The sequence below is a fragment of the Deefgea tanakiae genome, assembly GCF_019665765.1.
GTDB lineage: Bacteria > Pseudomonadota > Gammaproteobacteria > Burkholderiales > Chitinibacteraceae > Deefgea > Deefgea tanakiae.
The window spans coordinates 2001780-2014240 of the sequence record NZ_CP081150.1 but is presented as its reverse complement, the minus strand read 5'-3'; the positions used below and the strand labels follow the sequence as shown (position 1 = coordinate 2014240).

The window sequence follows — 12461 nt, the reverse complement described above, 5'->3', positions numbered from 1 at the left end:
TTCGGTTTACTGCTGCGGTTGAAGTGGAACTGCAGCGGGTGCGCTCGCTTTGGGTTGCACCGAATAGATCGACAAGCCGGCTTCAGGTGGCTTAGAAGGCAACTGAATTTGTGGGATGTCGTCCAATAACCAATGTGGATCGGTTTTAAAGTCGCTTTGCTGTTTGCGTAGGTACTGATAGCGATCATTGGTCAGCGTGTGATTGGCAACACTGTCGCGAATAACTACCGGACGTAGGAATACCATCAGATTGACCTTTTCGTACTTACGGCTCTGAAACTTGAATAACTCACCAATATAAGGAATATTGCCCAAACCAGGCACTTGACTGTCATTGTTAATCACGCGATTTTCGATAAGGCCGCCGAGCACAACGATTTGGCCATCGTCCACCAAGACTTTGGTTTCGATAGTTCTCACTTTGGTGGCTAAACCAGCACCATCGGTGTTCAGTGATGAGTCAACACTAGAGACTTCTTGGTACACATTCAGCGTAATCACGCCGCCCTCTGATACTTGTGGGCGTACCCGTAATTTAATACCCACGTCTTTGCGTTCTACGGATACGAATGGATTGGCGTTGGCGCCGGTGCCATTTTGCGAGCCGGTGATAATCGGAATATTTTGGCCAACAGTGATTTTGGCTTCTTCGTTATCCAGCATCAGTAAATTAGGCGTAGAAAGTACATTGCCATTACCCGTGCTTTGTAAAGCTGAGGCGAGTAAACCGAGTGAAGCAGTTCCATCACGCGGGTCGCCATTAAACAAGCCCATGGTCAAGCCAGCAGGAATCCCTGCTGGTGTTTTTGCTAGAATATTGCTGATGACATTACCCAAACCGCCAGGGCCTGGGTTGAGGTTACTGACACCCCCTGCTCCGATTTTATCGTTGCCGCCGGCAACCAGCCATTGAAAGCCGAATTCAGCCAGTTTGGCCTGATTGACTTCGGCAATCATCGCTTCCACGTAAATTTGTGAACGGCGTACATCGAGTTTTTCAATGACGGAACGCAAATTGTTGTAGACATTTTGAGGTGCCGTAATGATGAGTGAGTTGGTCGTGCTATCGGCTTGAACTCGAACCGTTGCGCCAGCGATTTGAATATTTGTGCCGGTATTGCTTGGGCTGTTATTGGTCGTGTTGCTTGTGGCAGGGTTATTGCTCATTGAACTGCTGTTATTGTTTGTAGTGGGTGAATCATCTTGCCCAGTCAAAATGCCTTTGAGGGTACTGGCTAGTTTTACTGCATCGGCATTACGTAAATAAATGACGTTAATCGAATTGTCGGTCGTTGCCGCTTCATCCATGCTCTTGATTAATTGGCGCAATTGACTGGCTTGCGGCGCATTGAGTGCGCGAATCATGAGGCGATTGCCGCGTGGCTCCGGCACGATAATCGAACGACGCACACCATCTGGCGGCGGGATCGGCGCGCCGCCAACTTGTACTGACACCTCAGGCATCAGGCGGGCAATGTTTTGTGCCACATCTAAGGCTGATGCGTTATGCAGCTTTATCGTAAAGACGTCGGTATTTTTAGGCTGATCAATATTGTCGATAATGCGCGCGAGGCGGCGGATATTGTCTGCGTAATCGGTAATCACCAAAGTGTTGCTGGTACCCGATTGATAAGCACTAATCAAGCTCGAAGGAGTCGCTAAAGGACGCAACATGGTCGCCATTTGATTGGCGCTTTCATTGTTTAACGCAAAGATTTGTGTAATCACTTGCTCGCCAGACGCATTTTCGCCACGCACGAGGGTTTTATTGCTCAGTGCTTTGCTATCGGCTTCGGGTTGGATTTTGATTGCACCATTGCTTTGCACTGTTGAAAAACCAGCTTGCCGCAGTGCCGATTGCAAAATTGGATACACCAAGTCTTTTGCTACCGGTTGGGTTGAAACAATATTAATTGTGCCTTTGACGCGCGGGTCAATAATGAAATTCTTCCCGGTGATCAGGCTAATGGCTTTAATCGTGGTTTCAATATCTGAATTCACGAAATTGAGCATGATTTTTTCGTTTTCGTCAGCAGCAAACGCAAGCTGGCTGCAAAGTAGTGCGGCAATTAATATTTTTTTCATGGTTTCAAGGATTAACGGTGTAGCTGATGGTTTGGGGCTTATCTTGGCGTTGGATGAGCAAAGACAAATTCGTTTGCTGGCTGAAAGCGCCATAGAGTAAAGACAGATCGTCGAGTTTATTCAGCGGCCTGCCGTTGATGGCTTTCAAAATATCGCCATCACGCAGCTGCAATACTTGTGCCAGCTGTTGTTGGCTGGCTTGCTCAACCAAAATGCCACCGGCTTGACTGGTACCTAGTCCTTTGCTCCAGTTGGCGAGATTGCCGCCTTGCAAAATGCCTGTTAATTGGCCGCGAGTCAGTGTGATACCCGCCGCTTCGACATTGGCAACGGCTGCGGCTGGCGCATTGGCTTGAGTAGGATTGCCGGAAGTAATCACAGCATTATTGAGTGACGTTGTTGCCGATGCCGGTAAATAGACTTTGCTTTGCGACCCACTGCGTTCCAACACAATATGGTCTTTCATCGCAGCGACTAACTTGCCATATTGCCCGACATCACCACCGACTTTGACTGCGACTGCGCTCGCTTCCAACCCTTCAATAATCGCAATGCCATTTTGACCTGAAATTAGCGCTTTGAGTGATAAAGCGCTGGTTTCGCTACTGACGGCTGTAGTGGTATTAAATAAGCGCAATACCGCATCAGGATTGAAGGCTTGTGAGCTGGGGGCCGTTTGCGCTAAACGTAGTGTCGAGCCAGGACGGTTGGGCGTGAGTAGTTGCCAAATCAGACCAATAGCGAGCCAGATGAGCAGTGCGATAGCAAGGTATTGAACGGTATGCGCCAAATGTTTAATAGAAAAAGGCATAGTCTAAGTGGCGGTAAGGCCTGAAATTCCCTGTGAAAGCTTTTGATTTACTTATATTCGTCATTATTGCGCGGTAAACTACAGCCCGTGCCGCGAGATTGGTAAGCACATCATCAATAATTTAGTACTTCTGTGGTGTAAGGGTAAATTCTAGGCGACATAGCGGTTGAATAAATGACCTTGAGTAGAAAATTTACCATTTTCGGTAGTAATATCCTAGAAATATTCAGCAGTAGCGTGTATTGAAGCACAAGTAGATGAATGTAATATGGCATTCATAGATTTATTTGCAGAGTGTTAGTAATAACTTTCAGGTATAGCGGCTAAGCAAGGCGGCATTTCAAATGCAGCAATGCAAAGTTGTAAACAAGGTTTACATTACAACTTCAGTTTTAGAATTTAAACGCGGATGACCGCCTTTCAAGTGACCCTTTCGTGACGGCATTCCAATATCAAGCAGTTCCTATCGCTGGTGGCAAAGCAAAATCAGGGCAAATAGACGCCGATACGCCGCGTCACGCGCGCAATTTGTTGCGTGAACAAGGTTTGCTGGCGACTCAGCTCATTGAATCAAGCGCCGCACAAGGCCAGTCGGCAAGGTTGAGTCTATCCAGCCAACAGCTTGCAACACTCACGCGGCAATTTTCGGCTTTGCTCGATGCAGGTTTAACGATTGATGAATTACTCATCGTTTTGGCCGAGCAAGCTGATCACGATAAAACACGCCAAGTCCTTGCTGGATTGCGTGCTGACGTGATGGCGGGGATGCCGCTATCGAATGGTATGGAACAATTCCCACGTGTTTTCCCCATGCTGTATCGCACCTTGGTCAAAGCGGGTGAAGAATCGGGCAAATTGGCTGGCGTGATGCAGCGTTTGGCCGATTACTTGGAAGCCCGTGGCGAGCTCAATAGCAAAATCGCCATTGCGTTTATTTATCCTGCCGTGGTGATGTTTGTGTCAGCCTTGGTGATTTTAGGGATGCTAACGTGGGTGGTGCCGCAGATGGTGCAAGTATTTGAGTCCGCCAAGCAAACCTTGCCGCTACTCACACGTGCTTTGTTATGGACCAGCGCTGCAGTCAAAAGCGCGGGTGGCTGGGTATTACTTGCTGTGCTGATTGCCAGCGTGGCTGGATTTTACGCGTTGAAGAAACCTGAGCTGAAACACCGCTTTCATGTTTGGCGTTTAACATGGCCGATCCTTGGTTATTTGGATCGCTTGGCCAACACCGCGCGCTTTGCTAGTACCTTAGCAATTTTGGTCGGCAGCGGTGTACCGCTGCTTAAATCGTTGGATGCGGCCGAAGGCGTGATGAGTAATTTGAAATTACAAAGTGCGGTGGGTGAGGTTGCGAGTGAAGTGCGTGAAGGCGTCAGCTTGGCACGCGCGATGAAAACCGCCGATGAATTCCCGCCACTGCTGTTGCATTTGGTTGCCAGCGGTGAAGCGACAGGGCGATTGGCGCTAATGCTTGATCGTGCTTCGATTGAACAAACTAAAGAACTCGATCGCAAAGTCACTGCCTTCACCAGCTTGCTCGGCCCTTTGATGGTGCTGGTGATGGGGGCGGTGGTGATGGTGATTGTGCTGGCGATTCTATTGCCCGTGTTTGAGATGAATCAGTTAGTTAAATAGCGACGACTGCGCCTTTGTATTTTGTCGGCATGCGGTGCTTATGAGAGGTTAAATGCAGAAAGTTGAAATTAGGCATAGTACGCTGGCTGATATTGAAGCAATCAATGCTGTACATGCTGGGCCAAAGGCTTTTGCGGGAACGCTGGATTTGCCGTATGGCAATCCAATGAAATGGCAAAAAATGTTGAGTGAGTTACCGCCAAACTCGACGAGTTTAGTGGCGCTGCGTGACGGTAAAGTACTTGGTCATTTGATGATGGGGATTGATCCGCATATTCGTCGGCGACATATTGCTTGGTTTGGTATTTGGGTACGCGATGATGCACAAGGGCAGGGCGTTGGTAGTCAGTTGCTCGCCGCCGCCATCGACTTGGCAGAAAATTGGCAGAATATCCACCGCCTAGAAATTACAGTGTATATCGACAACGAAGCGGCTATTGCTTTGTATCGCAAATTTGGGTTTGAAGTGGAAGGAGAGGGTAAGGACTATGCGTTTCGCGATGGGCGTTACGTGAATGCATATTTCATGGCAAGAATTCGAAATCAGCAAGTTTAATCGGATGTATTGCACTAAGTGCTGTATTTAATATGAATTATGGGCTAATACCCCAAGCGGAGCAAAAATGAAAAAAAACCGTGGTTTTACTTTAATTGAGATTTTAGTGGTCGTATCAATCTTAGCGATTTTGGGCGCGCTGATTGTGCCAAAGATTATGGATAGACCCAATGAGGCGCGGATTGTCGCGGCCAAGCAAGACGTGTCGGCGATTATGGCGGCGCTCAAATTATATAAATTAGACAACGGCCGTTTGCCGACGACGGAGCAAGGTTTAAAAGCCTTGGTGCAAAAACCAACGTCAGATCCGGTACCGATGAATTGGAAATCGGGTGGCTATCTCGAAAAAGCGCCGAAAGATCCTTGGGGTCAGGATTATGTGTATCTCAATCCCGGTGCGCATGGCGAGGTGGACGTGTTGAGCTATGGTCCAGAAGGGCAAGCGGGAGCGGATAAGCCAGAGAATCTCATCGGCTCATGGCAATAATGATTTTTGCTGCTGCGAAGCCCGAATACGGCGTTATTGCTTCACTAAAAAATCCTCATTGGCTTGATGCCAACTCCGGTTTTTTAGCTTGCAATGCCTTGTCTTCGAGCTTCTCGCTACGCAAAATCCAGCGTCTTTTATGAAGAGTTCTGTGCGATCACAATCCGGCTTCACCCTGCTCGAAATCCTCGTCGTCACCGCGATTATTTTGATTGCAACCAGCTTTACGGTGTTTCAATTTAATCGTGGGGATGGCGCGCAGGCGGCGGCGGAGCGTTTGATGTTGCAGTTTGAATCTGCACGTGACGAGGCCATTGCCAGTGGTCGGGCTTTAGCGTGGACCAGCGATGGGGCCGGTTATCAGTTCTGGTCAAAAAATGAGCGCCAAGAATGGGAAGCCTTGAGTGCACGTGATGGTTTACGGGCGACTCAACTTGCCGATGGCGTGCAGGTGACTGAGCAAAAAATTAATCAACAAAATCGACCCTTGGGTGAAAGAATAGTCCTGCCAGCCGATGGCGTGATTGAGTCGTTTGAAGTGCAACTCAATGGCAGCCAAACGCAGTGGCGCATTAGCGGTGATGTGATGGGGCGCTTTACGGTGCAGCAGGTACAACGCTGATGCGAGCCAAATCACTGGGTTTTACTTTGGTTGAAGTCTTGGTCGCGCTGGCGGTGCTCGGGGTTACTTTAGCCGCCGCTGCAAAATTGGTCATCGGCTCAACCGATACGTTGATGACCTATCGCAGTCGAACGTTGGCAAGCTGGGTGGCGAGTAATCAGGTGAATCAGATGCTGGCCATGCGCGCGTATCCAGAGACAGGTTCAACGCAAGGCCAAATTACGCAAGGCAATGAGAATTTCATTTATACGATGAATATCAGCCCCACCCCCAATTATAGTTTTCGACGTATCGAGCTGAGCGTGGCATTAGCAGAGCGCCCTGAGCATATACTGGCACAGCAGGTATTTTATGCCGCCCGAGTGGATTAAGCCGATGTCACGCGGATTCACCTTGCTTGAAGTGTTAGTGGCCTTGGCGATTTTTGCCATCATGAGTTTGATTACCTACCGTGGCGTCAATATGGTGATTGATACGCGCACGGCGGTGGTCAATGAAACCGCTTATTGGCGCGAATTGACGCTGGCATTTGAGCGGATGGAGAGTGATTTAAGCCAAATCGCACCTCGCTCATGGACTGATAGCGAAGGCAAATCGCAACCGCCATTGCGTAGTTTCAGCTCAGCAGAAGTGCCAAGCAGTTTGGAATTTATTCGCTTTGATGGCGACCGCGCGCCTTTGCATGGCGTGTATGAATGCCGTCCTCAGTCATTAACGCTCAAATTGTTTTCTCAGCCCGACCTTGCCAAGACCGATCAAGCGGTACCGCATGAATTACTCAAAAACCTACGTCGCTGTGAATTTGATTTCCTCGATGATAAAAATCAATGGCGTAAGCAATGGGGCGAGTCAGCCAGTCGGCCAAGGGCGATTCGCGTGCGCCTTGCCGTCGAGCAGCATTTGGGTGAGTACGAACGAGTGTTTTTGATTCCATGATGCCGACATCCAAATTCAAACAGCGTGGCGTCGCGATTATCGCAGCGCTGATGGTCGCGGCCTTAGTCGCCTCGGTTGCTGGATTGTTGATGCTCAGGCAGCAGCGCGCTTTGCAGCAACTCGAGATCCGCAAAGACACGGCCGAGGCGCGTGCTGCAACGTGGTCAGTTTTGCAATTGGTGCGTCTCACGCTGCGCGATGACGCCCGCGCAGGTCAGCCCGACCATTTGCTCAAGCCATGGGCGGTACCAATTCCAGAAATCAAAATTGAAAATGGCGCGATGAGTGGTCGGTTGACTGAACTCAATGGCCGTTTTAATTTGGCCAATTTGCTGGATAAAGAGGGGCAACTTAGTCCGGCAGGCGTCGCAGCCTACAAAAAATTACTGCTCAATTTAGGTCAACCCGTTAGCTTGGCCGATGCCTTGGTGAAGCATTTGCAGAGCAAAGCGATTCTAGAGGCAGGAAAAAGTAAAATTTTGCCGCTGGTGGAGGTCAATGAACTGACGCTAATTGATGGCTACAGCATTGAGCTGGTACGGCAAATCGAGCCTAGCATTGTCGCTCTGCCAGTGCAGACGACAATCAATGTCAATTTTGTATCTGCTGAAGTTTTATCCGCATGGGGGCCAAAAATAACCGTATCGGCTGCTGAGCAAGCTTTAGCAAAGCGTAGAAGCAAATACTTCGCTAATCCTGGTGACTTTGTGCAGCAATTGCCCAAAGAGATGCAAGCTGAAATTCCCCCAGCGATGCTGGCCGTGAATAGCCAGTTTTTCTGGGCAGATTTGGGGGCTCGCTTTGGCAATGTATTCTTGCAGCATCGCGCCTTGCTCGATCGATCAAAAAGTGAAATGCCTACTGTGCTGTGGGTACGGCGGATTTATTAAGCAGTCTCCGAGTTTCGCTGCTGACTTTGTCGTCTGTACGGTATCGATCTAAATCAACAAATCCCCATTCACCGTATTTCCCGCAATAGCGCTTTCGCTAGGAATGCCTACAATGTCGGCATTACTATCAGCGAGACAGATCATGCAAATCACCGTCGTTCATCACCCTTTGGTTCAACATAAATTGGCTTTGCTGCGAGAAGCGGATGTTTCGACCAATAAATTTCGCCTGCTGACCGAAGAGTTGGCTCGTTTGCTGGCGTATGAGGCCACACGTGATTTACCGCTGGAGGATGTAACGATCCAAGGTTGGTGTGGCGATGTGCAAGTCCAAAAAATCAAAGGTAAAAAACTCACCGTCGTGCCGATTTTGCGCGCGGGTTTGGGGATGCTCAACGGCGTACTCGATTTAGTGCCGTCGGCCAAAATCAGCGTGGTGGGTTTGGCGCGTGATGAAGAAACTTTGCAGCCAGTACCGTATTTTGAAAAATTCGTCGGCGATTTAGAAGACCGTCTTGCTTTAATTATCGATCCGATGCTTGCGACGGGCGGCTCTTTGGTTGCGACGGTGGACATGCTCAAACGCAATGGTTGCAAAGAAATTATCGCGATTGTGATGGTCGCAGCGCCAGAAGGCGTGAAGCTGATGAATGAAAAACATCCTGATGTGCAAATCGTATCGGCGTCGCTCGATTCACATTTGAATGAGCAAGGCTACATCATTCCGGGCTTGGGTGATGCTGGCGACAAGATTTTTGGCACAATTAATAAATAATCAGAATGGCGCTGCTGGGTATGTTCTCAGCTAGCGCTGCAATTGGGAGGGGTTATGTTTTCTGAAGTAAAACAATTTATATCGGGCGCGCAAATTTTATTTGTCGCCTTTGGCGCGCTGGTGCTGGTACCGCTGTTGACAGGTTTGAATCCGGCTATGGCGCTACTCGGTGCTGGTGTCGGTACTTTGATGTTTCAATTGATTACCCGTCGGCAAGTGCCGATTTTTTTAGGCTCGTCGTTTGCCTTTATCGGTCCGATTATTTTCGCGATGCAAACGTGGGGCCAAGCCGCCACGCAGTTCGGTCTATTTTTTGCTGGCTTTATGTATTTCATCATCGCCGGTTTGATCAAATGGCGCGGCATGGGCTTTATCCATAAATTACTACCGCCGGTGGTGATTGGCCCCGTGATTATGGTGATTGGCTTGTCGGTGGCGGTCGCGGCATCGGGCATGGCGATGGGGCAGGGCGGTGGTAAGCAGCTCGTTCCATATAATGTATCGTTATTTTTGGCTGCGATTTCACTCGCGACGACGATTGCCGTGTCGGTATTTGCGGGCGGAATGCTCCGTTTGGTACCGATTTTATCGGGTGTGGTCGTCGGTTATATCGCGGCGATCTTTTTGGGTGTCGTTGATTTGGCCGCGATTGCTGCTGCGCCATGGTTGGCGAAACCGCATTTCGTTACGCCTGAAGTGAATTGGGCAGCAGCGCTGTTTATGCTGCCGGTGGCGATAGCGCCGACGATTGAGCATATCGGTGCGGTGATGGCGGTCGGTAAAGTGACGGGCAACGACTACACTGAAAAACCGGGTTTGCATCGCACTTTGGCTGGCGACGGTATGGGCGTGTGTTTTGCTGGCTTGATTGGTGGCCCACCGATTACGACGTATTCCGAAGTGACTGGTGCGCTGATGATTACACGCAATTTCAATCCGGTCATCATGACGTATGCGGCAATTTTGGCGGTGATTTTGGCCTTTTTTGGTAAATTCAATGCGATTCTGGTGTCGATCCCATTGCCGGTGATGGGCGGTATTATGGTGCTCTTATTCGGTACGATTGCCTCGATTGGCCTGAAAACACTGATTGATAGCAAAGTCGATTTGATGTTGCCGCGTAATCTGGTCATTGTGTCGGTCGTACTCACTTGCGGGATTGGTGGTTTGATGGTGCAAGTTGGCAATTTCAACTTGGCGGGTGTGGGCTTGGTGAGCGTGCTGGCGATTGCTTTGAATTTATTGCTGCCAGCCGATAAGCATCATGATGGCATTGTAGAAGGGCAGGATATTTAAGGTATTGCTTTGTGGCCAATAATTAATAATGGCTGCATTAAAATACATATCGTGGCGGAGATGATTCTCCGCCATTTTTTATGCTTGAAACCTTATATTTTTTGATGAGTGAGCTGCGACCATGCATTGCGCATCCAGCGGGCGATTGAATGCCAGCGAGTAAGGAGTTGGCTGCAGATCGAGCACGGTGGAATGAGGTGGCAATCGATATAGCGATCATTGAGTTCTGCGCTTGGATGCAGATCGATGGTAAAGATTGAGCCATCGGATAATGAAATAGAACCATGGCCTTGCGGGGCATTGCGATAGTCGGCATTCATGATGTTGCTCCGTGAATTGGTAACTAAAGTCTATGCCCAACTTTTTACACTCAGTAGACACATATACGGCATCAAGCCGTGATAGCAGTGGATGGATTTTTGATCTGTGCTGTATGCCGTGATCCACAAGTGTATTGCTTGCAATTTCAGCGGCTAAAGAACGCGATTTTTAACGTTGAACTGCATTAGATTTCAGATTGGCAGGGCGATTTGGTCGCTGTTTTGGTAGAATCGTTGCCTTGAGTAAAAATCCCATGAGTTTGAGCCGCGATGAGTGAAAAAAACAGCCCCGCAGTCAATGCAGAAAATGCCCCTGTGACCAGTAATTTTATCCGCCAAATCATTGATGCCGACCTTGCGAGCGGCAAACACACTGCGGTACAGACGCGTTTCCCGCCAGAGCCGAACGGCTATTTGCACATCGGTCACGCCAAATCGATTTGCCTTAATTTCGGCATCGCCCAAGATTACAACGGTCTGTGCAATCTGCGCATGGACGACACCAATCCAGAAAAAGAAAACGACGAATACGCCAAAGCGATCGAAGACGACGTGCGCTGGTTGGGTTTTGAATGGAATGGCGATGTGCGCCATTCTTCGGATTATTTTGAATTGCTGTACGGTTACGCCGTTGAATTGATTAACGCAGGGAAAGCGTATGTCTGCGAGTTGAACGCCGAAGAAATGCGTGATTACCGTGGCGACTTCCAAAAGCCAGGCCGCAACAGCCCGTTCCGTGATCGCACGCCTGCTGAAAATCTCGATTTGTTTACGCGTATGCGTGCGGGTGAGTTTGAAGACGGCAGCAAAACGTTGCGCGTCAAAATCGATATGCAGTCGCCCAATTTGAATATGCGCGATCCTGTGATCTACCGCATCAAACGTGCAACGCACATCAAAACTGGCGATAGCTGGTGCATTTACCCGATGTATGACTACACACACTGCATCTCTGATGCGCTAGAGGGCATTACCCATAGCCTGTGTACGCTGGAATTTGAAGATCATCGCCCTTTGTACGACTGGGTACTCGACAATATCAGCCTTGAATGCCATCCACAACAGATCGAATTCTCGCGCCTTGAGTTGCTGTATTCGATCACTTCGAAGCGCAAACTCAATCAGTTGGTGACCGGCAATTTTGTTTCGGGCTGGGATGATCCACGCATGACGACGATCAGCGGTATGCGTCGCCGTGGTTATAGCCCAGAAGGCATTCGCTTATTTGCGCAGCGGATTGGCGTGTCAAAAGGCGAAAACATCATTGATTTCACCACGCTCGAAGGCGCGGTGCGTGAGCAGCTCGAAGGCAGTAGCCCGCGCGTGATGGCGGTGTTGAATCCATTGAAAGTGACGCTGACCAATTTTGAAGCGGGCGTAACGGGCAGTCGTTCTGCGCCATTCCATCCACATCACGAAGAAATGGGCGAACGTGAAATCCCGATTGCGCGTGAAATCTGGATCGAGCACGATGACTTTGCTGAAGAACCACCGAAAGGCTGGCAACGCCTGACTTTGGGATCAGAAGTGCGCTTGCGCTATTCGTATGTCATTAAGTGCGATGAAGTGGTGAAAGACGCTGACGGTAATGTGATCGAATTGCGTTGCAGCTTGGATACCGAAACGCTCGGCAAAAATCCAGAAGGCCGCAAAGTGAAAGGCGTGATCCACTGGATTTCCGCCGAACACGCAGTGCCAGCGACGGTAAATTTGTACGAACGCCTGTTTACCGAAGCGCGCCCTGATGCCGTGCGTGGTGAAGATGGTCAGTACGTGGATTTTACCCAGTTCATCAACCCTGAATCGCTCAAAACCATCACCGCGTACGTGGAAAGCTGCGTTGTGAATGCAGCGCCAGAAACGCGTTATCAATTTGAGCGTTTGGGTTATTTCATTACCGACCGCCACAGCCATCAAGCAGGCGGCACGCCGGTGTTTAACCGCACGGTCACGTTGAAAGACAGCTGGGCGAAGTAATAGGAGGCTCGGTTCGCGCTCTGCGGACCGATACTTGGTGTGTTCAATTGAATTGATGAGGTTGAAAC

Annotated in this window: 13 protein-coding genes; 10 read left to right on the top strand and 3 right to left on the bottom strand. The window is 49.4% G+C overall.

What is annotated here, in order from left to right:
• Positions 1-6: 6 nt before the first annotated feature.
• Together gspD and K4H28_RS09470 are read right to left on the bottom strand one after the other, a co-directional pair.
• Positions 7-2085, bottom strand: coding sequence for a type II secretion system secretin GspD (gspD, locus tag K4H28_RS09475; RefSeq protein ID WP_221004967.1), 2079 nt, complete (start codon positions 2083-2085; stop codon positions 7-9).
• A 4-nt stretch (positions 2086-2089) separates the two neighbouring features.
• Positions 2090-2896: a type II secretion system protein N gene (locus K4H28_RS09470; RefSeq protein ID WP_221004966.1), complete on the bottom strand. Its 807-nt coding sequence runs from the start codon at positions 2894-2896 to the stop codon at positions 2090-2092.
• 435 nt (positions 2897-3331) lie between these two features.
• Here K4H28_RS09470 and gspF point away from each other — a divergent pair, with 435 nt between their 5' ends.
• The 9 genes from gspF to K4H28_RS09425 all read left to right on the top strand — a co-directional run bounded on the left by gspF (position 3332) and on the right by K4H28_RS09425 (position 10096).
• A complete protein-coding gene (gene gspF, locus K4H28_RS09465) occupies positions 3332-4534 on the top strand; it encodes a type II secretion system inner membrane protein GspF (protein WP_221004965.1) in 1203 nt (400 codons plus the stop codon).
• Positions 4535-4586: 52 nt separating this feature from the next.
• The gene (locus K4H28_RS09460) at positions 4587-5090 is read left to right on the top strand and encodes a GNAT family N-acetyltransferase (RefSeq protein WP_221004964.1); all 504 of its coding nucleotides are present in this window, start codon (positions 4587-4589) and stop codon (positions 5088-5090) included.
• A 67-nt stretch (positions 5091-5157) separates the two neighbouring features.
• Positions 5158-5577: a type II secretion system major pseudopilin GspG gene (gene gspG / locus K4H28_RS09455; RefSeq protein WP_221004963.1), complete on the top strand. Its 420-nt coding sequence runs from the start codon at positions 5158-5160 to the stop codon at positions 5575-5577.
• A 139-nt stretch (positions 5578-5716) separates the two neighbouring features.
• Entirely contained in the window at positions 5717-6199 is a 483-nt protein-coding gene (locus K4H28_RS09450; protein WP_221008012.1) for a GspH/FimT family pseudopilin, read from the top strand.
• Positions 6199-6570, top strand: a complete 372-nt coding sequence (gene gspI / locus K4H28_RS09445) for a type II secretion system minor pseudopilin GspI (RefSeq protein WP_221004962.1) — start codon at positions 6199-6201, stop codon at positions 6568-6570. Before K4H28_RS09450 ends, gspI begins: the two co-directional genes overlap by 1 nt.
• A 4-nt stretch (positions 6571-6574) precedes the next feature.
• On the top strand, positions 6575-7135 hold the full coding sequence (gspJ, locus tag K4H28_RS09440) for a type II secretion system minor pseudopilin GspJ (protein WP_221004961.1): 561 nt from the start codon (positions 6575-6577) through the stop codon (positions 7133-7135).
• On the top strand, positions 7132-8025 hold the full coding sequence (gene gspK, locus K4H28_RS09435) for a type II secretion system minor pseudopilin GspK (protein ID WP_221004960.1): 894 nt from the start codon (positions 7132-7134) through the stop codon (positions 8023-8025). Before gspJ ends, gspK begins: the two co-directional genes overlap by 4 nt.
• A 142-nt stretch (positions 8026-8167) precedes the next feature.
• Positions 8168-8800: a uracil phosphoribosyltransferase gene (gene upp, locus K4H28_RS09430; protein WP_221008011.1), complete on the top strand. Its 633-nt coding sequence runs from the start codon at positions 8168-8170 to the stop codon at positions 8798-8800.
• Positions 8801-8854: 54 nt separating this feature from the next.
• On the top strand, positions 8855-10096 hold the full coding sequence (locus K4H28_RS09425) for a uracil-xanthine permease family protein (RefSeq protein WP_221004959.1): 1242 nt from the start codon (positions 8855-8857) through the stop codon (positions 10094-10096).
• Positions 10097-10188: 92 nt separating this feature from the next.
• Here K4H28_RS09425 and K4H28_RS09420 read toward each other — a convergent pair whose 3' ends face one another.
• Positions 10189-10416 (bottom strand): hypothetical protein, encoded by a 228-nt coding sequence (locus tag K4H28_RS09420; RefSeq protein ID WP_221004958.1) that lies wholly within the window; start codon positions 10414-10416, stop codon positions 10189-10191.
• A gap of 270 nt (positions 10417-10686) precedes the next feature.
• On the opposite strand from K4H28_RS09420, the gene K4H28_RS09415 reads away from it, so the two are divergent.
• Positions 10687-12393 carry a glutamine--tRNA ligase/YqeY domain fusion protein gene (locus tag K4H28_RS09415; RefSeq protein WP_221004957.1) on the top strand — a complete coding sequence of 569 codons (1707 nt, stop codon included), beginning with the start codon at positions 10687-10689 and terminating at the stop codon, positions 12391-12393.
• Positions 12394-12461: the final 68 nt, after the last annotated feature.